The following is a 22,232-nucleotide window of genomic DNA, read 5'->3' on the forward strand; positions in this document are numbered from 1 at the left end:
GCGCTTGGATGGCTCCTCAAGATCAACCCCACGAACAATTTGTATTCCCTGAGGAAGTTCTACCTCGCGGTAATGCTCTCTAAGAATTAAAAGCCGACCATGACTTGAATCAAGGTTGTGATTGCCCAAAATTGACACCACCCGGATTAAATAACTTCCTTGTAATCAGCCAATAAAGTGTCAATATTCCCCATTCTCAAGTGATCTCCCACCTTTTGGTGGGGGATTTTTTTCTGTATATGGTTAATATCTCTAAATTTATGTGTTATATTAGGTGAAGGTGATAAGCCCGGAGTAAATACTCTGCCCTTTTAAAACTAAGACCGCTTAGGCAATAAGGAGGTGATGCCCATGATAGAAAGTAGTAAATGCATGGGTCATCAGGTTGCAGTTAGCCGGCTGTGCGCCGGAGCTGTTCTCTAAAGTTAGCCTTAGTCATCTTGAGAGACTAAGTTAGCTCAAGTAGCTAGGCAAGCTCGGAGTTCCTTCCGGCAGTCTGGTTGCAACCTGAAGACCCGCTAGACCGCGCTGATTTAGATCAACTGATCTAAATCAGCGCGGATAGTTTTTTGTGGGTGACTTTTGTTTTATCAAGGGTTGCTTTTAAAAACTTAGATGGCGATGCCTGCGGTGGTCACTGAGCTTTGTCGTTGGCGCAGCCTCTCGTAGAGAAGTGCGGGCAAAGCCAACGCATTTAAGTTTTCTTAAAAAGAAAAATATTTTGCATCAAACCTTAGAGTCTGACCAGATGTTAGCAATAGCGTCTATCTAGCAAGTCTGATTTAAATATGCACACACGCATTATGCCTTAGTTTATCCTCCCATACTTTCTGTGGGGAAAATAAAAGGGGCTTGCCTTTGTCAGATGCAAGATGTCACAAATATATAAGTAGGAATTTTTTGATATGGCACAACTACTGACTGAAGCGGAAATTCAAGAACGGGCAAAGGTTCTGTCAGGTTGGAGTGTTGAAGACTCCAAGTTACAGATTACCCGCACATTCAAGGATTTTATCCAAGCAATTGAGTTTGTCAACAAACTGGTGAAGCCGGCTGAATCGGCAGGACATCATCCAGATATAGAGATTTCCTACAACAAAGTGAAGATTACACTCACAACACATGATGCAGGCGGGTTGACGCAACCAGACTTTGATGTAGCGCGGGCGATTTCCCAAATCAACTAAGTGATTTATTCTGATATCTTGCACCAGGCGACTGGAAGTCACCGCGATACGGACTAAGGAACGTGAATTAAATAAAATGCAAAACTTCATCCTCTATCTAGCTTCCCTCTCCAATATATCGGAGAGGGATTGAGGGTGAGGTAAGCCAGGGACATAAATTGTATGTTATTTAATTCTTATTCCTAAGTAGGTAAGCGTGAATAATTAAAGGTTCGTAGTAAGGGACTGACAAATAAAAAAATACTCAACTATTTCTTGTGGGGTCGGCGTATCGCTCACTCGTAGCCAAAGGCGGGCAAGATGCCATTGGCGTCAAGTAGTAGTAATTTATTTGTTGTCAGCCCCTAAAATCTGGAGCCGCTGACTACGAATCAATTTAATTAAATTTACATTGCGTAACATAGTTTGATTTATTTTTGCTTACTGACTTACCCTGCGGCAAGGCTTTGCCTATGTTTGTATAGCCGAGCCAGTGTGTTTTAACTGGCGTGCGATTTATACTATAGCTAGGTGGAAGAAGTTATTTTTGATGACAAGCTGCTAAGTGTTTAAAGCTTTGAGCAATTTAGCTTGCGTAGGGAGCGAATGCCCTAAACTCTACTCCCTGCTTAGATATTTAGATAACTATGTGTGACAGTTAATAAGCCGATCGCTGTGATCTTGCCATATATATTAGATGTTTTATAATGTTATGATATAAAGATATGTTTTTGCATAAGTTAATCACATAAGTTTTTAACCCTAAGTTAATCGTTTATTAGCTTTGCAAAAACTAAAATTGTAGTAGTGGCAACTATGCCTCATCCATCGGCTTCAATGAGATGTCGCATTTTTGAGAATTAGGTGGAACGAAGCCAATTATCTAAACAAGGTGTGAGGAGTAAAGAAAAGATGTCTAATCTATTGTGGAAATCCTTAGTGGTTAGCCCAGCAGTTTTGGGAGCAGCATTGTTAGTTTCGACAACAGCAATTGCGGCTCCAAGCAAAACCACTGAAGTATCAGCAGCCAAACAATCGGGTGTAACGCAAGTTACGCAACAGCCAGAAACATTGGCTCAAACAACGATAGATCAAGTTAATCGCTACAGCAACGAAGGCAACCAAAATAACTCTCAGTCTCAAGTAACATCAGTTTCTCAATTTTCCGACGTACAACCAACTGACTGGGCATTCCAAGCATTGCAGTCCTTGGTTGAGCGCTATGGTTGTATTGCAGGTTACCCAAATGCCACTTATCGCGGTAACCGTGCTTTGACCCGTTATGAATTTGCCGCTGGTTTGAATGCCTGTTTGGATCGAGTTAACGAATTGATTGCCACAGCAACAGCTGATTTGGTGACCAAACAAGATTTAGCTACCTTACAACGGTTGCAAGAAGAATTCTCCGCAGAATTGGCAACTCTACGCGGTCGTGTAGATTCCCTAGAAGCGCGGACTGCTGAATTAGAAGCTAATCAGTTCTCCACTACCACTAAACTAGTCGGTGAAGCGGTTTTTGGCGTTACTGATGTGTTTGGCGGTAAAACTGGCGACGCTAACAATACCGTATTCCAAGATCGGGTACGTTTAGACTTGCAAACCAGCTTCACTGGTAGAGACGTTTTGCACACTCGTCTTGCTGCTGGTAATGCACAACCCTTTTCACTAAGGGATAATGCTGGTGCTGCTATCAATACCGCTGAAGGCACACAAACATTTCAAGTTGGTGCTGGCGATGGTAACAACAGTGTCAAGATAGACCGCTTGACATATGAATTTCCCATAGGGCCAGCCCATGTTTACCTCGCAGCTAGTGGCGGACGACACAGCCAATATGCTGCCGTTAACAATCCTTACTTTTTCGACCAAACTGACGGCGGTAACGGCGCTTTGTCTACCTTGGCTTCTGAAAGTCCCATCTATCGGATTGGTGGAGGTGCAGGTATAGCGCTCAATCTACCCCTTGGTAAAGGTGGCGGCATCCTGGGAAATAGTTCAATCACTGCGGGTTACTTGGCATCGGAAGCTAATAATCCTGGTCTAGGTCAAGGTCTGGCCAACGGCGACTATGCTGCTCTAGGACAGTTGAACTTTAGTGTTGGCGATCGCTTGGCTTTAGCTGCTACTTATGTTCACGGATATAGTGGCGCAGGTGGTTTCTTGTTCAACTCTGGTTCCACGTCAGATGGAACTTTTGGAAATGATATTGCAGTAGGTACTAATCAAGCTAACGCTCTAAGTACCACAAATGGATCTTCAACTAATTCCTATGGTGTGGAAGCTGCGTTTAGACCCAGCGACAAGCTGTCAATTAGTGGCTTCGTCTCTTACCACGATGTCGTTGGCTTCGGTGCAAATGATAATTTTCAAGCCTGGAGCTATGGTGTTGGGGTAGCTTTACCTGATTTCGGTAAAAAGGGTAACGTTTTAGGTCTTTTTGCTGGTGCAGAACCCTATTCCTTTAACCGACCAGGTTTTGTTGGTAATGATGTACCTTATCACTTTGAAGGCTTCTACAAGTATCGTGTGTCGGATAACATCTCAATCACCCCTGGTGTAATCTGGTTGACCTCTCCTGGTCAAAACAGCAATAACGACGATGCGATTATCGGTACACTCAGAACAACTTTCAGCTTCTAGAGTGTTGACTATCCACTGACAATTTTGAACTCTATTTCTCCCCGCCATCAGGCGGGGCTTTTTGTTTTCAGTAGCAGCAATGGACAAACCCCAGTATGTAACCGGAGTATACTAGAAAAGTTAGGAGTTATGGCGGGTTTTATATGAATAGACCACAGTAGGGTGGGCATTACAATGCCTACCCTACCAGCGACGAACTTCTAACTTACGCTATGAGCAACTTTTTATGAGCGAGCTTTTCTAATAGAAGTTGGCGTATAAAATTACATATTACGTAATATCCTAACTCTGCCAATTTGAGATTGAAGGAAAAAGCGTTCGATGGTTCCTGAGCCTTGTCGAAAGACTGAGCGCTCACGCCGAAGTCTAAAATCCAAATTGAATGACTCCTAACTTATAACTCCTAACCCCTAACCCCTAACTTATTGCTGCTTGTGGAACTATCGTGTAAATCGGAATACGCAATTCTAGCCTTATTAGAGATGGCTGCTCACTACGAAAGCGGCGAACCGCTGCAAATTCGACAAATTGCAGCACAACAAAACATACCCGATCGCTATCTGGAACAGCTACTAGCAACCTTGAGGCGTGGGGGTATAGTCAAGAGTCAGCGCGGATCAAAAGGTGGCTATCTGTTAACGCGAGAACCCCGGAAAATCATCCTTTTTGAGATTTTGGAATGTTTAGAAGGGTTAGATGTGGGGACTGGTGAAGAAAACCTTAATCCCAAAACGTTAGATAGTTCGGTTATAGAAGAAATTTGGCAAGAAGCAAGTCGCGCGGCAAATTCAGTGTTGCAAAAATATACGCTCCAGGATCTTTGTGAAAAACGAGATTCGCGGCGGCAGTTGGATATCATGTACTACATTTAGTCAAGAGTCATTAGTCATTGGTCATTGGTCATTTGTTGATGACAAATGACCAATGACTAATAACTAATAATTAATAACTAAGGACTAAATTATGCGAATAGCTCGTAACATTACAGAATTGGCTGGTTGTACACCCCTAGTGCAGTTGAACCGCATTCCTCAAACAGAAGGATGTGTTGCGAAAATTGTGGTGAAACTGGAAAGTATGAACCCATCGGCATCAGTTAAAGATCGGATTGGGGTGAGTATGATTAATGCCGCCGAAGAGGAAGGGCTGATTACTCCTCTTAAGACAGTATTGGTAGAACCTACCTCTGGAAACACAGGAATTGCCCTAGCAATGGCAGCAGCAGCCAAGGGTTATCGATTAATTTTGACAATGCCAGAGACAATGATTGGGGAACGACGGGCAATGTTGCGGGCTTATGGAGCAGAACTGGAACTAACACCAGGTATGGAAGGCATGAGTGGGGCAATTGGGCGAGCGCAGCAAATAGTTAATACTACACCAAATACCTATATGTTGCAGCAGTTTCGCAATCCAGCCAATGCAAGAGTGCATCGGGAAACTACTGCTCTTGAAATCTGGGAAGATACCGATGGACAAGTAGATATAATTGTGGCAGGAGTGGGCACAGGTGGTACGATCACTGGTGTAGCAGAAGTTATTAAAGCACGCAAGCCTAGTTCTAAGGCGATCGCTGTTGAACCAGCCAATAGCCCAGTTTTATCGGGGGGACGACCAGGCCCACACAAAATTCAGGGAATTGGTGCTGGGTTTATTCCCCAAGTACTACAGCTAAAATTGATTGATGAAGTGATTACCGTCACCGATGAAGAAGCGATCGTTTATAGTCGGCGTTTAGCTAAAGAAGAAGGGCTACTATCTGGCATTTCCAGTGGTGCAGCTTTATGTGCAGCAGTTCGCGTTGCTCAACGTCAAGAAAATAAGGGACGTTTAATTGTGGTGATTCAGCCCAGTTTTGGTGAGAGGTATTTGAGTACGCCGTTGTTCCAAGACCTGGAGGCAAGGTTAGCGGCTAGCGTCAGTTAACGATACATTGAATTAATGGTCAATTCTAAGCACGTTTCTAACCATTACGAAACTCTCAAAGTTAGTCCAAGTGCAAGCCTTGCGGAGATTAAGCAAGCTTATCGCCGCTTGGTTAAGTTGTTTCATCCTGACAGTAATCAGGAAACAGCCGATCACGAGCAGATTATCCGCATCAATGCAGCCTATGAGGTTTTAGGCGATAACCAAAATCGCCGTCATTATGACCAACAACTGCAAGATGACTCTCAAAAATTAAATAGCGATCGCCAACAGCGTACAGCATCAGCGCAAAAGCATTACCAGACAAGACGAAAAACCGGACGGGATGTTGACGAGCAAGTTGAGGAATGGCTGCGCCAAGTTTACCAACCAGTTAATCGCTTACTTTGTAACATTTTGTATTCTCTAGAAGAACAAATGGATCAATTAGCGGCTGATCCCTTTGATGATGAGTTGTTAGATCAATTTCAGGAATACTTACAAGCCTGTCGAGATGACCTCAAGCAAGCACAAATTACTTTTCGCTCCCTGCAAAATCCCCCTAGTCTTGCAAGAACGGCGGCTCACCTCTACTACAGCCTCGATCAAGTAGCAGATGGACTCGAAGAGTTGGGTTACTTTCCTTTGAACTACGATGAGCGTTATTTACACACAGGTCAAGAACTATTCCGCATAGCTACGGGATTACACTGTGAGGCGCAAGCGTCTGTAAAATAATTTAAGAGACTGCATTCTTTGCCTCTGGTAAGGTGAGAAAATATGCGATCGCAGCATCCCCTAAACCTTTTGTAGCGATCGCACCAGCACCAGCTGCCACCAAGCTACCGAAACCAGGTATAAATTTTAAGGCAATATCAGCAATACCGATCATGCCAAGATTTGCTCCAAGACCTACTCCCCCATTTACAAAAAAGTCTTTGACAGTTTGATCAGAAAACTTCCGTCCACTTAGCCAGCCAATATATGTAACCATAAAAGTCTGAATAGTAGCCACTACTGGTATTGCTGCACCTGGAATGGGATTGATAGAAACAAAACTACACAAAGCAGTACAAGCTATAACAGTTGTTATAGCAACATGGATCTGAAACTTTTTAATATGCGCCATTCGTGCTAATGAGCCACGTATCTCGCTTGGCGTATACTTGATCATTGTTTCCACTAATTCAGTAATATTCCACCGATGGTCTTCATCAGGAAGAATTAAACCGTTCCTTCCATCTTCATATTCAGCGTATGCAACAGTAGGAACAACATCTATAACACATTTGCTTAATCCTTGTCTTACTTTCAAGAAAGCAAAAAAACTTCTAACTTGTTCCTGAACATTGCGATTTTTCCGTTCATTGTCAGTTGGTAAAGAAACTTGCGGAGGTGCTAATTGATCACACTTTGTCAGAACTCCAATCACAGGTAAATCGCGCCCATACAGTTTCTTAATTTCTCCAACGATTAATTCACAGGCATTGAGGTCTTCGTCACTCGCACTATGAACATCTGTTGCTTTACACAATAAGAGAATGACATCTGGGCACTTTTTTTTCACAGCTTGCATGATGCTTTCAGAAGGTGTTTTGGCTGAATCATATTGCCTTGGTGCTTGAGACTCCTGAAAACCTCTTGTGTCTAGAATATGGAGTAAATCACTGCCATTGTGATAATATTTCTTCCATTCAGCCATGCCTGTTTCTGGTGCTGTATCACTGACTTCTGTAACCTTTAAACCACAAATGGCATTAATGAGAGATGATTTACCGCATCTAGTACGACCAATTACCATAACTCGTGGTGGACGTAGCCCTTGGATGACAGAACGTAAATCGTTCAATTTTTCCTGAAATCGCTCTTGAAATGGGATAAATCCTGGGATTGAGTTCACAACCTTTAGGAGTTCTGTTGCCAGAAATTCATTACGACTCAGCGCTTCATTATTCTCTTGAAAAGCAGCCATATTTCAAACTCCAAGTTTGACGAGCATTTTTCTTCGTATATTATTCCCAATACTTCGGACAGAATTAAGTATGGTAAAATCGCTGAAACTCTGACCAGCCGTAGAACGGGATATTTTTTTCAACATTGGGTTTAAGAGGCTGTTTGTAAAGTATCAGTTTATACTAGCCCTGGCGACTAGAAGTCGCGGCTACACAGACAAAACCTGCCTCCGCAGGTTAAAAACCCTTCATTTTTTCTTAGTCCACGGAGGTGAACTTTGTTTGTGTAGTAGCGAATTCTATTCGCCCAATACTTTTAAAACATCCTCTAAGTTAATCTTTAAAAAATGCGTCGTTTTTGCCAGAGAATACCCTGTAAGGCTTTCGGTATCGTTCTAAAATTGTCCGAAGTATTGATTCCCCTAACCACTGACAGAGAAATTAGTTTATTCTGGAGACAGAAAAAGATTAAGAAATTTTCAATTCTGCTCCCAGTGTACTCATGCAATGTATTGTTAATCGCCGCGCCCAGTTTTCGGCAAGTCATCGCTATTGGTTGCCAGAACTGAGTGAAGCCGAGAATATTGAGAACTTTGGTGCTTGCTCTAGATTTCCGGGACACGGACATAACTATGTCTTATTCATCTCCCTAGCCGGGGAATTGGATGAATATGGCATGGTGCTGAACTTGTCTGATGTGAAACACGTAATTAAACGGGAAATTACCAGTCAATTGGACTTTTCTTATCTCAACGATGTGTGGGCAGAATTTCAACAAACTCTGCCCACCACTGAGAATATTGCACGGATTATCTGGCAGAGGTTAGTACCACATTTGCCTATAGTCCGTGTGCAGTTATTTGAACATCCTGAACTTTGGGCAGATTATATGGGAAACGCAATGGAAGCCTACCTCACCATCAGTACTCACTTTAGCGCTGCCCATCGGCTAGCTCATCCTAACCTCAGTAACGAAGAAAACACTGAGATTTATGGTAAGTGCGCTCGTCCCAACGGTCACGGACACAACTATCATCTAGAAGTCACTGTCAAAGGGAAAATTGACCCACGCACCGGCATGATTATTGATTTAGTTGCCCTGAATCAAGTGGTAGAAGATTATGTAATCGAACCATTCGATCACACCTTTTTAAACAAAGATATTCCCCACTTTGCCGAAGTTGTGCCGACTGCTGAGAATATCGCACTTTACATTAGTAATTTACTGCGATCGCCTATTCAGGAATTGGGAGCTAAACTTTATAAAGTAAAATTGATTGAAAGTCCTAATAACTCCTGCGAAATCTACTGCACGGAGTCAGAATCAACTTCAGCCAGCGCATCCGTGAATCAGCCAGTATTGGCACGAGTTTAGGTAATTGGAAACTTAGGCATAGGACATAAGGCCGTGTGCAACTTTCTTTCAAACCTAACCCCCAACCCCTTCCCTACAAGGCTATGCGTTACCCACATCTTTCTTTACAATCTTGAAACCCATGTTCTATAACCGTCTTAGACACTGAGAATTTAGGCATACTTGACAAATTCGCTTTTAATCTTCTCGCTAAAACTGCGTTTTTATTGAGAATGAACAACGAACGAATCTGGGTTATAAAAACCTGAGTCAATACTCTCGCAAATGTTAAGAAAGATCCGGGTAATGGATAGCCTACAAGGGAAGGGGAGCAAGAATTAAAGTCTCTCTCCCTGTGGGGGAGAGGAATGGAAGCGGGGTTCTAAGAATAAGTTGCACATCGCTTGACATAGGAATTTATCGCATCCCAATGCCCAATGCCCAATGCCCAATGCCCAATGCCCAATGCCCAATGCCCAATTCCCAATGCCCAGCTAGAAAAGTTTACTAACTAAACAGTTAAAACCAGGTAACAAAGGACTTGTCAGTTCATCTTGACTAAATAAAGTAACTGCTAACTTTAATGCAGCCTGCTCACGACGATAAACTTCAACTTTCTTCTGTATAGAATCGCAAATCCAATATTCTTGAACCCCTTGCACTGAGTACAGCTTTAGCTTTATTTCCTTATCGCGTTTCTCGTTTTTTTCGCCCGGTGACAGAACCTCTACTACTAACTCTGGTGCGCCCGTAAGGTGTCCAGCCTCATCTAGCAAGTTTTTTAACCGTTCATGACTTGCCCACACCACATCAGGGATCACATTGTCAGAATCTGAGAAAATAATTCCAGGTGCGATCGCAGCCTGACCTAAACCAGTTCCATCTGACCAAATCTTAAGAACTGTAACAATATTGCCACAACTTGATTGATGATCCCAACTAGGTGATTTAGTCACAAATAGTTCTCCATCAATAATCTCATAGCGATTTCTGCGATCGCCAGCAAAGAACTCTAGGTCAGCAGTCGTCCAACGCACTGGAGTTGTTTGCATAGAAACCCCCTAGCATTTTCTTAAATCATACTTTTAAAAATACCGACGACGGGCGGAATGTCGCAAATAGCGATAAATGCCCCACGCTAAAACTCCAAAAAAGAGATTTAGCAAAAACCGAGTAAGTATAAACCACAAAATATCACTGTCAAAAAGCTTCGACGGACTCAAGGGACTAATTTTCCTGGCTAAGAGAAACATCCCAAAAATAGCATTTCCACCCAGCACGAGGGCAAACAGTACTAAACTCCTCTGCCAGTAACGGCGCTGGGGTGTACGATCAGAGATCAGGGTAATGGCGGGTTTGCCTTGTACTTTTCGCAGTAATTGTTCCAGTCGCCAAAACATCCACAACAGAAACGGAAATAAACCATAGCTAAGGAAACGTAGGGGTAGTGAGTAACGCCAAGCACTAGATAGGACATTAATTAGGGCATGACAGATTACAGAATTTAGCCAAGCCCTAAAAATGAAATTCCTGTCTCGATTTAACCGAGTGTGGGAGGAAATATAAATTCCCAAGGCATATCCCCAAGGTGCAGAGAACATGGCGTGGACTGGCGTACCGATAGTACGGTCAAGAATTGATGCGGTACCGTGGAAAAGGTAAATCCAATTCTCTTCGGCAGTGAATCCAAGGGCAACGGCTATAGTGAAGAGGAAAACGGTAGAGTGAAGTAATCGATACCGGCGTTGCAAATAGCAGGTTGGGACAACAACTGCTGCCAATTTGCAGCCTTCTTCAATTGAACCTACTTCCATAAGCTGCCGCAAGGCTACACCAGGAAGCCAACGTTTGATCTGTTGCCAGTCTAGAAAAGAGTTGGCTACAATTTCAAAAATCCATTCGAGGCTAAGGGCTAAGATCCCAGATATTGCGCCGATGATAAAGAACATCAGCAACTTTAACATCGGTGGGGCAAATGGCACCCGACAGTAGTAGTAGCCTAGCAGCAGCAACGGTGGTATTGCTGCCCACAGCAGTAGAGAAAAATCAACCACTCACCTGAGCGATCGCTGTGCGGTGACGGTGGGTATTGTTAGTGATAGTGGGAGTTTGGAAACCTGCTTCAACAATAGTTCGCTCAATGTCCAAAGCGAAATATTCATCTAAATACGGTTCAGTACTTTTGAGCAACGTCAAAATGTAAGCTGGCATTTTCTGGTAAACTTCAGAATTCGGGTTCATGTCCATGATTGCCAAATAGCCACCCGGACGCAGCACACGCCGCATTTCAGCTAAAATCTGTCGGGTTGCCGACTGGGGTAATTCGTGGCACATCAGGAAAATGGAGACTAAATCAAAGGAGGCATCTGGTAGCCCAGTAGATTCAGCTTGGGCATGAAGCCAGTTTATTTTAGCTTGACGTTGTTGGGCGCGGTAATTGGCAACAGCTAAGAAGTAGGGAGATAAGTCCAAGCCTGTAATTTTGGCATGGGGATAAATTTCTTGCATGGTAAATGTACTCAAACCCACACCACATGCCAAATCTAGGATGTCTTGGGGTTGATTGGGGATTTGCGCTTTCAGGATATCGTGGTAACTTTGGCGCAGTTTAGCATCTCCTTGCGCTCCAGCATCCTGCCAGATTCCGGCATGGACAGTACGAGCAGCAACTTCTAGCTCCCAAGCGGCTTTCCAACTGAGGTCTCCACCTTCGTAGGCATGGAATGAGGTGAGGTAGTAATCAGGGTAGGAAAGCTGAGGATTTTCTACTTGAGCTAGATCAGCCTTCCAATCACGTGCCTGTAGTGTTTCGACTTCTTGCGTCCAAGGTACACCAATTCTCTCGGCACGTTTAATCATCATTTGTCTAGCTTGATGCTTGGCTAGGTTAGCTAAAGGCTGGATTGCCAATATACCATTCACCAAGCGGGAAGCTAAACCAGGATTAGTGTTTACAGCAGCGGTCATAAATTAATTCGCGTTCAACAGCCTTTTCTACTTATGACATACTTGCTGGACGGCAGTCTAGAAATGAATTGAATTGTATAAGTGGGGAGTGGGGAGAAATCAATTCAAAATTCAAAATTCAAAATTCAAAATTGTACCCTTACAGGGAAGCAAGCTACGCGCAGCGTCTCGTAGAGAAGAAAAAGACTGGGGAAGATGAGGGAGTAGGAGATAAGGCAGACAAGAGGAATAATCAATGCCCAATGCCCAATGCCCTATTTTGTAGTGGGTTTGAGAGCTAACAACATTTCCAATTCACTGGTGGATTTATCGAGGCTAGTAGCGGTAACACCAAAACCACGAATGGAACCCAGGATGGTGATAGTATCGGCGTTAGACGAGATCAAACTATTGATCAGGGGCAAAGTTTTAGTTTTATCCATATCTAGGTAGAAATAGCCACCGTTGGGCTTTTGCAAAGAACCAGTAACGGCTTTGAAGGTGTCGCTATTGTCGAGAGATGGATTCTTGCGAGCGGCAACTACTTCAGCAATTGGGCCACCAACAGCTACAAATACAGTATCTTGATCCAGCCAACCATGCGCCAATAAAGCTCCTTGTCGGGGGATTTGCCATTCAGTTACGTCTTTACCACCAATATTTCTGTTGGCGATGTTAATTTTTTGGGTTTTGGCGAGGGTATCCAATTTTGTCAAGGTGGCTTCGGCAGTTTTGCGATCGCTAGTATCAAATACTAAAGCACCCCCAAAACCAACACTCGCTAATACCCCTTGATTTGATGGAATCGCACCAAAGGCGAATTCCCCATTCATCCAGCCAAAAATATCCTTATCCAGGTCAATATTGACAAATTTCAGTTGCGATCGCGCTTGTTCCAGAGCTTGCTTCATTTCTGGATAATCTTTTGACTGTTCTACTAGCGCTTCCCAGCCACGGCTGATGCCATTTCCGCTAATCAGAGCAAAGGTATCAGTGGGAAATTGCCCGACTATTTTTCCCGGACTTGATTGATACTGAAATTTATTTAGTTGCGGATCTAAATTGGCGATCGCTTTTACCCGCACTCCCGCATCATCAACACCAATACCCGCCACCACAGATTTTATCTGCTTAAGTTGCGTCAGGGCTTGTGGAGGTAACTGCTTTGCCTGCGGATTTGCGGCTGCTAATTGCTGTACCATCCCTGCATAGTCTGGTACATAAATTTGAGCAAGGCTGTTTTTTACATCCACTCCTTTGCTGAGAATGCTACCGGCACCTTCTTTACTGGCAAAAGAAGACTGTCCCTTAAAGGTGTCAATTGCTTGTTCTACAGCTTGCTTTTCCGGGGCTAATACCAAGTGACTATTATTTAAAACTACGCTATATGTCGGCTTGCCATTTTGTGTAGTTTCGATAATTTTTTGACCTTGGTAGTCAGATTCCTGGAATTTCGCCCCTTTTTCTGACTTCAATTTGTTAGCAAAATTCAAGGCACTGAGTTTGTCCTTGATTCCCACTACTATCAAGATATTCGGTTTCTGCTGTAAATTTGTTGGTACATTAGGTGCCCCAGACGGCACGTTTAACTGCGCCGGTTTCACAGGATTTGGTAGCAGTACAGCAATCATGACACCACCAGCCCAAGGCTTTATGTCTTTTTCATAAGAAACGTTACTTTCACTGAACATTTGCTTATTGAAATTTTCCAGACCTTTTGCCACTAACTTTTGTGCTTCTGGAGTGCCAAACTGCTGTAACTTTGCCCAAACTTCAGGGTCAGTAGTAATATAAGTTGCCATCAATGCTGTTGAAGGTACTACTTTAGCACTACCTAGAGCGTCTGAACTACCTCCTGATGGGCCTTTAAAATACGTATAAGCCGCTATACTTCCTGCTACAACTACAGCGACACCAACAGCAGGAATGAAAAACTTTGATTTACTTTCAGGCATCTTATTATCTATCCTCTTTTGCTCAGATTGTCACCGATATTTATACAAGTGTCATTGTAGAGTTTTCGGATTTATCAATAATTTCCGCTCATTGATCGGTATTTACTGATAAAATTAGTAGTCCTATAAGTTAGCAAGTCTAAAATTATTCTCAAAAATACTTCAAAAGGATGATGGGCAAATCTGCAAATGATATGCTGTTCATCTCAAACAAAATAGCGTGTTCAGCAACAGCAAGCTATCCTAAAGTTATAAAAATAATTAGGAGTATTTGTACTTAATGAGAATCTATCGAGGTGCAAGAGACTCTTGACCCGGTGACAAAAAAGTGAAAAAGATCAGGAAAAGTAAATGCGGGAGGGATATGGAAAAAAGTCCAAGGATCGGCAGCCGACCTTCGGAAATTCGGGTGAGATTAATTTCAATCCCCCAATCCCAAAGGGGAATCCTCCCCGCCATACAGCCCTGTTGATTTGGGAAATACATTTAGACACCGCTATTTTGCTTAACTACATCCAGCCAAGCCAGACTTTTCAGGATTACAAGGTCAGTAAGGATCAATGTCGAAGTATTATTTTGATACAGATAATAAGGGACACAAACCTTTTGAGTTACCGGGAGCAAGACCACACTACAACCCCGATCGCCCCGGACAAGTAGAGCATATTTTTCTCGATCTCAGCTTGGATATCCCCAAGCAAAGCTATCAGGGCAGTTGTAGCATTCGCCTCTTACCAATCCGTAATGGCATTGACCGTTTGACTTTGGATGCTGTCAATCTGAATATCGAGTCTGTGCAGGTGGACGAGGTGCCACAAAATTTTGACTACGACGGGGAACAGCTTTCCATCCAACTTTCTGAGGCGACCCAGATTGGTAAACGCTTGCTGATTGCGATCGCCTACTCGGTGGCAAAACCGCAACGCGGTATTTACTTCATTCAACCAGACAAACACTACCCAAACAAGCCCACCCAAGTTTGGACTCAGGGAGAAGATGAAGACTCTCGCTTTTGGTTCCCCTGCTTTGACTATCCCGGACAACTGTCTACTTCGGAAATTCGCGTGCGTGTTCCCAACCCTCTGGTGGCGATTTCCAACGGCGAATTAATTGACACCACAGAAGATGGTGATTACAAAATCTACCATTGGTCACAGCAACAAGTTCATCCTACCTACTTGATGACTTTGGCAGTAGGTGATTTTGCCGAAATTCGAGACGATTGGAAGGGTAAACCAGTCACCTACTACGTAGAAAAGGGACGGGAGGAAGATGCTAAACGCAGCATGGGCAAAACTCCCAGGATGATCGAATTTTTGAGCCAAAAGTATGGCTATCCATACGCTTTCCCGAAATATGCTCAGGTTTGCGTCGATGATTTTATCTTTGGCGGGATGGAAAATACCTCCACAACCCTGTTAACAGATAGATGCTTGCTGGATGAACGCGCCGCCTTAGATAACCGCAATACCGAAAGTTTAGTCGTCCACGAACTGGCGCACCAATGGTTTGGTGATTTGGTGGTGATTAAGCATTGGTCTCATGCTTGGATTAAGGAAGGGATGGCTTCCTATTCTGAGGTGATGTGGACAGAACAGGAATATAGTCTCCAAGAAGCAGCTTACTATCGTTTATTGGAAGCTCGTCGTTACATTAGTGAAGATAGCAGCCGCTACCGCCGGCCGATGGTAACGCATGTTTACCGGGAAGCTATTGAACTTTACGATCGCCACATCTACGAAAAAGGGTCTTGTGTTTATCACATGATTCGGGCCCAATTGGGAGATGAATTATTTTGGCTGGCAATTCAAACATTTATCCAAGATAATGCTCACAAAACCGTAGAAACAGTAGACTTACTCAGGGCGATTGAAAAAGCAACCGGACATAATCTTTTGTTCCTCTTTGACCAATACGTTTATCGTGGTGGTCATCCCGATTTTAAAGTGGCTTACTCTTGGGATGGAGATGCTAATTTGGCAAAAATTACAGTAACTCAAACCCAAGCTGCTGAAGATAAAAATGGCAGTAAGGATTTGTTTGAACTGAAAATACCTATAGGTTTTGGCTATGTACAGCAGGATTCAGCTGCCAAACTCAGCACTTCATTCTCCGCACTCACTACTTTCACTGTACGGGTGAATGAACGTGAACAAAGCTTCTACTTTCCCCTAGAAAATAAGCCCCAATTTATCAGCTTTGATGTTGGGGATAATTATCTAAAAACAGTAACTTTAGAGTATCCAATATCGGAGTTAAAAGCACAGTTAGAATCTGACCCCAACCCGATTTCGCGCATCTATGCAGCAGAAGCTTTGGCAAAAAAAGGTGGGTTAGAAGCAACAAAAGCACTGTCTGCGGCGCTAAAAAATGACCCATTATGGGGTGTGCGTGTGGAAGTGGCGAAACAACTAGCCCAAATTAATTTAGATCAAGCCTTTGATGGCTTAGTTCTTGGGTTAAAAGATAAAAATGCTTACGTGCGACGATCTATAGTGGAAGCACTTGCTCAAATCAAAACTGCTGAAAGCTATAAAGTTGTCAGAGGGTTAGTGCAAAAAGGCGATCCCAGCTACTACGTGGAAGCAGCAGCTTCTCGTGCGATCGGGGCGATTGCATCTGCAAATTTGGAAGAAAAACCCAAGGAAGACAAGGTATTAAAGCTGCTAAAATCCGTTTTAGAAGAAAAGGCGGGTTGGAATGAAGTTGTGCGGAGTGGTGCGATCGCTGGTTTAGCTGAATTCAAAACCTCGGAAGCAGCTTTAAATCTGCTGATCGAATACACCAAACTCGGTGTACCACAACCCCTACGTTTAGCCACAATTCGCGCTTTAGGAAAGATTTCTGGAGGTCAAAGTCCGGTTAATTTAGAACGGATTTTAGAAAAATTAACAGAACTAGCCAAAGAAACCTTCTTTTTAACGCAAGTGGCGGTAGCAGCAGCATTAGGACAAATGGAAATACCCAAAGCAGTCGGGATTTTGCGATCGCTAGCTGAACAAACAGCCGATGGGCGTGTACGTCGCTATGCTGAAGAAGAAATTTCCAAAGTGCAAAAGAATATTGGTTCAGAAAAAAACCTGCGTCAATTGCGTGAAGATTTCGACCAACTCAAACAACAAAACCAGGAATTGAGAAGCCGTTTAGAAAACTTGGAGGCCAAATCTAAATAGCACTACATGATAATTAGTAAACTTTACCCATCCCCTTCTCTACGAGAGGCTGCGCCAACGGGGCGGGAATAGGGAATAGGGAACAGAAAAGAGAGAATTAGCCCCGTTCGCGGTAGCGTCTTGTAGAGTTGCAAGGTTTTAAGCCGTACTTCGTCCCGCTTTGCGCTTTCGCCCCTAGTGGGCAAAAAATCCTTGTATCGCAAGGTAGGTTGAAACCCCACCCCTTGTGGGTGGCTTAATTTTCCCTGTTAAGAGTTAAGAGTTCCCTTTCATGACTTTTCAAACATCCTCTTAGAGGATGTTTGAAAAGTCGTAAAGTATACTAGAAACCCCTCTCCAAACCTCTCGCCGAAGCGGAGAGAGGCTTTGAAACCCCCATTCCCTCGTAGGGAAGGGGGGCTAGGGGGGGTTAGGTTTCCGAGGCTTTGGTGTTACGAAAAATACTTTTAAAACAACCTCTAAGACAGTCTGAATTTTCAAATGATTAAATCCAAGACAGTAATAGTACTACTGCTCCATGTAACTGTTAGTAAATAAAGTTACTTAACTGTCGCATTTTATTCAAATTTGCATACATAGGTAAATAATTATATTTTTATAAACAATGGTTAAGAAAAGATAAAACCATCTGAAGGTTGGATAAGTAGTTGTAGTTTTATAAATTATAATTAAGAATAAAGATAAATAAATCTAGGCGGTAACATAGTCTAGAATCGCCCCGAACAGTACCCCGAAAGGGTAAAGTTCTAGTTGTTTTAGATAAAAGACTACCGCTATCCTGAACTTGCAACTAACTTGTGGGTCAGGAGAAAAACAATCATTGTAAATTTTTCAGTTGAAGAGGCAAAAAAAAGGCGTGGGTCAGTATCAACCTGCTCAGCTAAAACTCTATAATCCAGATGCGATCGCTCGCTACTATAGTTACCGTCCCTGGCTAGCCTGGGGGCGATTGCTAAAAATTATCTGGTCTTTTGCAGGATTTATACTCAGTCTCAAGTGGGACGAATGGCAAGATCAAGTTGAGCAGAACAAGGGTAAACGAGCGATCCAGTTGCGAGAACTGCTCACCCGCCTCGGCCCGACTTTTATTAAAGTTGGTCAAGCCCTCTCCACCAGACCTGACCTGATACGCAAAGATTTTTTAGAAGAACTGATAAAGTTACAAGACCAGTTACCACCTTTCGATAATGCGATCGCTTACCAGATTATCGAAACTGAATTAGACAGTCCAATTGATGAAAGTTTTAGCGAACTGTCACCTAACCCAGTAGCTGCTGCTAGCTTGGGTCAAGTATACCGTGGTCGTCTGGTCAGCGGCGAAGAAGTCGCCGTGAAAGTGCAACGCCCCAACTTACACCCGGTAATCACACGCGACCTATATCTGATGCGTTGGGCAGCAGGTTGGCTAGCTCCTTGGTTGCCTTTAAATCTTGGTCACAACCTAACTTTAATTGTGGACGAGTTTGGCACGAAGTTATTTGAGGAAATTGACTATATTAATGAAGGCCGCAACGCCGAAAAATTTGCTAGCAATTTCCGCAACGACCCGCAAGTAAAAGTTCCAGGCATTTACTGGCGTTATACCAATACCCACGTTTTAACCCTGGAATGGATTAATGGCTTCAAGCTGACAGATACTCAACGCATCCGTGAAGCAGGTTTAGACCCAGAGGCGATCATCGAAATTGGCGTTACATCAGGATTGCAACAGCTGTTAGAACATGGTTTCTTCCATGCTGACCCCCATCCCGGCAATTTGTTTGCGATACCCGATGGACGTATGGCTTACATTGACTTTGGCATGATGGATCAGTTGGAGGAAAGCACGAAAGCAACGCTGGTCGATGCGCTAGTGCATTTGGTGAATAAAGACTATACCGACTTAGCCGAAGATTTTGTAAAATTAGGGTTTCTCACTCCAGACACGAATATTTGCCCGATAGTGCCAGCATTAGAAGCGGTGCTGGGAAACGCCATTGGTAAAAATGTCAAGGATTTTAACTTCAAAACTATTACCGATGAGTTCTCGGAACTGATGTATGAATATCCTTTCCGAGTCCCGGCGAAGTTTGCTTTGATTATTCGTTCCTTGGTGACTCAGGAAGGTATTGCCCTTAGCCTCAACCCGAATTTCAAAATTGTGGAAGTGGGTTATCCCTATATAGCACGCCGCTTGCTGACGGGGGAATCGCCCGAATTACGGCGGCGATTATTGAATGTGTTATTCAAAGATGGTAAATTCCAGTGGCAGCGGTTAGAGAATTTGATTACGATCGCTCGTACTGATAACAACTTTGATGTATTGCCCACAGCCCAGATGGGGTTGCAATATTTAATGTCGGAAGAAGGTAAGTTTCTGCGGCGACAGATGGTGCTTGCTCTCACCGAAGATGACCGCCTCCACACCGAAGATGTCCAACGCCTCTGGAACCTGGTTAAAGATGACTTAAAACCGGATCGTTTATTAAACGTAGCGATCGGCATTTTAACAGAGTTATCCAGAGAAGGCGCAGCTGCTATCCTCCCAAAAGCTACATTCCTGGAGTCTTTTGCTGGGAACCAATCAACAAATAAAAAGTAAAAAATCTTTAAGATAAATCAGGAGTTTTCATGTACTATTTTCCTCTGCAACCGCCTTATTTCCTATTACTTGTTGGCTTTCTGACAGCATTAACATCTGGTTTGGCATTATCTGGTACTTTGAAAGTAATTGTGCAGAAATGGCCAAGCGAGCGCACAGAAAATACGAAACCGCGTTCCTCACTCAAACAATTACTTGTGCCATTTATCGGCATAACTGGCGGTACTTGTCTATTTCTGTCTTCAGGCTTAGAAATATTTGGCTTCCCCTCCTCTTTAGCTTTAGGAGTTGGTCTACCAATTAGTCTGCTGACTTGTTTGTTAGTTTGGTTGCAGTTGGGAAGTATGATGACATTTATAGAACGCGAAGGAATGCAATCTTTAGATTTAGATTCTTTTTCTTAAATATAGAACTGTTCACCAACATCGAAACAAGCATAAATGCTCACCGCCAGTAATTATGTTCTCTTATACAATTACAATGCGATCGTTTGCTGGCTGTGAATACTTAGTTTTTACTAAAGTTTTACAAATTACCTGATAATTGCGTATAAATGCTCAAATGTGCATCTGCAAAGCCATACTTATTTTAAGTGGCAAAGCTTTGCTATATTATTAGTACCCATTAATTCTATCCTTAAAGTTACGATATTTTAGCTTAATGTTATTGACTCTTTGCTGAATAAAACTGATAGTAGACTTTTGCATCAGCGTTAGCTGGCTTGGGCGGGTAAAGCTTTGAGGACGTTTTTCAGGCGATTTTAAATAGCGGTAATATAAGAAAACATCGCGGTAAGCAATATCAACATCTTCACCACCACAAAGCCTTGTAAAAGCTGAAGAAGATATACTCATATAGTGTAAGTATGTCAACCTCCGACCTTGGTCGTATAGGATATTATCTACCACATCAAATTGAGAACTCCAGTGATTACCAGTTGCTTGTTCGCAGTCATGAAAAGCAAAGTTATAATAGGAAATTGCACTTTTCAACACCATGTAGTTAAATAAAGATTGGTCAGGACCTAAACAACACATCACTTCAGCTTCACCCGCGATTAATTTGTTGAGTAAGTCGGCTCTTAAAGCTTTAGAAAAAATATTTTTCTTAGTAGCAAACCAACCAGCACAAAATACTTTAGATTGCAAATTTTCGGAGTTGAAAACTTGCTGCATCTGCTCTGACGAACCATCAAAAATAAATTTTAAATCAGACTTATACTGAAAATCATTGACTACCCAATCATCGGCATCTAATTTTTCATATACATAATCTACAGGCCCCATTAACAAGGTATCTGCATCAAAATAAATAAATCTATCAAAGCAACCATCCACAGCACACAATTTGCGGTGCATTGGTAGAACATAGAGTTCCGGGAAGCCCCACTCTCGCCAAGTTTTTTGTGCTCTAGGGTAATTTTTCCATATCTGGGTGGCAAAGTTATCCCAGTAGGCTATGGAATCAGAGTCTTCAAATAAAGTGACATTATCTCTAGATGCAATCTCTGCCTTTACTTTGTCTAACTGATCATTATATGGAATTACACAAATAGGGATTTTTCTACCAGCATTAGCTTCTATACTATTGAGCAATGCAACTAGTTGGTCATAGACAACATCATTCGCTAAAATGTAAATGCCATCGCTCATTGGGGATACTCCTAATATTAAGTATGGGCAGCAACAAAGGGAAATAAACGGCGAGTTAGTTTGGGGATGAAAGCGAATTTACCCTGATGGAGATAGCGATAGTGTTCCCACAATTGCCAATAGGGACAACCACTTTTCATCCGCGTACCAGCCCAGTGGAGATATTTTAGTCGTTGTCCTCGGTCATAGAGGGCGTATTCTTGCTGTTGGAAATTTTGCGAACCAGCCCAACTACCAGGCCCTCCCCCAGGAATTTTGACGAGATTTCCACGTTTGGCAATTAGTTTAAGCACAAGATAATTCAGAATCGGTTGGTCTGTAACTCCTTCAGAAAAATCGAAATACTCACGATGTGCTGCACACTCGCGCAAAGCTTCATCCATTTGCTGTTCGGTAATAATTCCTTTTCTCGAAGCCCAAAAGCCACTGTTGAAAACATCTTGAAGTTGGGCATCGGAAAAAATTTCCTGCTCTTTCACAAATGGGGAAAAGATATTTCGCAGCTTGTCATAGGCATGATGGTAATCACAACAGAAGAAATCGACTTCTGAAAGTTTGTCTAAATTGTCGGCGATTTTTTCAAAAACGACAATATCAGTATCAATATAAATAAATTCATCTAAAGGGCCAAACCACGCCACCAGTTTACGCATTTTGTTGGGTAAGGCGAGGAAATCTCGCTCAAAAATTTCTCCGATGCGTTTGGTAAATGTATCAATCAGCTTCAAATCTGGGAAAATTTCGACGTTGTGTAAGGTAGCAAGCTGTTCTGCTACCTTGTGATAATTGTCATTAAAAGGTATAAGATAAACAGTCACTTCTGGGTCATAGTAACGAATGCTATTGAGTAAAGCGATCGCATTATCGATAACGCGGTCATTGGCAACTATATAAATGCCCCTGCTCAT

General features: G+C 42.8%; 16 protein-coding genes and 1 pseudogene. 10 read left to right on the plus strand and 7 right to left on the minus strand.

Annotated elements, in window-relative coordinates; translation table 11 throughout:
• From HWQ41_RS34405 to HWQ41_RS30490, 6 genes and pseudogenes are all read left to right on the plus strand, one after another.
• Positions 1-83: pseudogene (locus tag HWQ41_RS34405) on the plus strand (photosystem II protein D2); the annotation flags it as partial.
• A gap of 822 nt (positions 84-905) precedes the next feature.
• A complete protein-coding gene (locus HWQ41_RS30470) occupies positions 906-1,187 on the plus strand; it encodes a 4a-hydroxytetrahydrobiopterin dehydratase (protein WP_292771360.1) in 282 nt (93 codons plus the stop codon).
• Positions 1,188-2,078: 891 nt separating this feature from the next.
• Complete coding sequence (locus HWQ41_RS30475) at positions 2,079-3,806, plus strand: iron uptake porin (RefSeq protein ID WP_292771363.1); 1,728 nt, start codon at positions 2,079-2,081, stop codon at positions 3,804-3,806.
• A gap of 434 nt (positions 3,807-4,240) precedes the next feature.
• Complete coding sequence (locus HWQ41_RS30480; RefSeq protein WP_292771366.1) at positions 4,241-4,678, plus strand: Rrf2 family transcriptional regulator; 438 nt, start codon at positions 4,241-4,243, stop codon at positions 4,676-4,678.
• Between the two features lie 91 nt (positions 4,679-4,769).
• The gene (gene cysK / locus HWQ41_RS30485) at positions 4,770-5,732 is read left to right on the plus strand and encodes a cysteine synthase A (RefSeq protein ID WP_292771368.1); all 963 of its coding nucleotides are present in this window, start codon (positions 4,770-4,772) and stop codon (positions 5,730-5,732) included.
• 15 nt (positions 5,733-5,747) lie between these two features.
• The gene (locus HWQ41_RS30490) at positions 5,748-6,449 is read left to right on the plus strand and encodes a J domain-containing protein (RefSeq protein WP_292771371.1); all 702 of its coding nucleotides are present in this window, start codon (positions 5,748-5,750) and stop codon (positions 6,447-6,449) included.
• A gap of 1 nt (position 6,450) precedes the next feature.
• Here HWQ41_RS30490 and HWQ41_RS30495 read toward each other — a convergent pair whose 3' ends face one another.
• Positions 6,451-7,683, minus strand: a complete 1,233-nt coding sequence (locus HWQ41_RS30495) for a GTPase (protein ID WP_292771374.1) — start codon at positions 7,681-7,683, stop codon at positions 6,451-6,453.
• 482 nt (positions 7,684-8,165) lie between these two features.
• On the opposite strand from HWQ41_RS30495, the gene HWQ41_RS30500 reads away from it, so the two are divergent.
• Complete coding sequence (locus HWQ41_RS30500; protein WP_292771377.1) at positions 8,166-9,038, plus strand: 6-carboxytetrahydropterin synthase; 873 nt, start codon at positions 8,166-8,168, stop codon at positions 9,036-9,038.
• Between the two features lie 473 nt (positions 9,039-9,511).
• Here HWQ41_RS30500 and HWQ41_RS30505 read toward each other — a convergent pair whose 3' ends face one another.
• The 4 genes from HWQ41_RS30505 to HWQ41_RS30520 all read right to left on the minus strand — a co-directional run bounded on the left by HWQ41_RS30505 (position 9,512) and on the right by HWQ41_RS30520 (position 13,918).
• Positions 9,512-10,069: a Uma2 family endonuclease gene (locus tag HWQ41_RS30505; protein WP_292771379.1), complete on the minus strand. Its 558-nt coding sequence runs from the start codon at positions 10,067-10,069 to the stop codon at positions 9,512-9,514.
• A 33-nt stretch (positions 10,070-10,102) separates the two neighbouring features.
• Positions 10,103-11,071: a PrsW family glutamic-type intramembrane protease gene (locus tag HWQ41_RS30510; RefSeq protein ID WP_292771381.1), complete on the minus strand. Its 969-nt coding sequence runs from the start codon at positions 11,069-11,071 to the stop codon at positions 10,103-10,105.
• A complete protein-coding gene (locus HWQ41_RS30515) occupies positions 11,064-11,984 on the minus strand; it encodes a class I SAM-dependent methyltransferase (protein ID WP_292771383.1) in 921 nt (306 codons plus the stop codon). The genes HWQ41_RS30510 and HWQ41_RS30515 overlap by 8 nt, the downstream gene beginning before the upstream one ends.
• Before the next feature lie 254 nt (positions 11,985-12,238).
• Positions 12,239-13,918: a DUF3352 domain-containing protein gene (locus HWQ41_RS30520; RefSeq protein WP_292771385.1), complete on the minus strand. Its 1,680-nt coding sequence runs from the start codon at positions 13,916-13,918 to the stop codon at positions 12,239-12,241.
• Positions 13,919-14,478: 560 nt separating this feature from the next.
• On the opposite strand from HWQ41_RS30520, the gene HWQ41_RS30525 reads away from it, so the two are divergent.
• From HWQ41_RS30525 to HWQ41_RS30535, 3 genes are all read left to right on the plus strand, one after another.
• Complete coding sequence (locus tag HWQ41_RS30525; RefSeq protein ID WP_292771388.1) at positions 14,479-17,091, plus strand: M1 family metallopeptidase; 2,613 nt, start codon at positions 14,479-14,481, stop codon at positions 17,089-17,091.
• A gap of 856 nt (positions 17,092-17,947) precedes the next feature.
• On the plus strand, positions 17,948-19,672 hold the full coding sequence (locus HWQ41_RS30530; protein ID WP_292771391.1) for an AarF/ABC1/UbiB kinase family protein: 1,725 nt from the start codon (positions 17,948-17,950) through the stop codon (positions 19,670-19,672).
• Positions 19,673-19,701: 29 nt separating this feature from the next.
• The gene (locus tag HWQ41_RS30535; RefSeq protein WP_292771392.1) at positions 19,702-20,076 is read left to right on the plus strand and encodes a hypothetical protein; all 375 of its coding nucleotides are present in this window, start codon (positions 19,702-19,704) and stop codon (positions 20,074-20,076) included.
• Between the two features lie 210 nt (positions 20,077-20,286).
• Here the strand turns inward: HWQ41_RS30535 and HWQ41_RS30540 are convergent, their stop codons facing one another.
• The gene (locus tag HWQ41_RS30540; protein ID WP_292771395.1) at positions 20,287-21,324 is read right to left on the minus strand and encodes an Npun_R2821/Npun_R2822 family protein; all 1,038 of its coding nucleotides are present in this window, start codon (positions 21,322-21,324) and stop codon (positions 20,287-20,289) included.
• A 17-nt stretch (positions 21,325-21,341) separates the two neighbouring features.
• Positions 21,342-22,232, minus strand: a complete 891-nt coding sequence (locus tag HWQ41_RS30545; RefSeq protein ID WP_292771398.1) for an Npun_R2821/Npun_R2822 family protein — start codon at positions 22,230-22,232, stop codon at positions 21,342-21,344.

It is taken from the genome of Nostoc sp. NOS(2021), from assembly GCF_017115025.1.
GTDB lineage: Bacteria > Cyanobacteriota > Cyanobacteriia > Cyanobacteriales > Nostocaceae > Nostoc.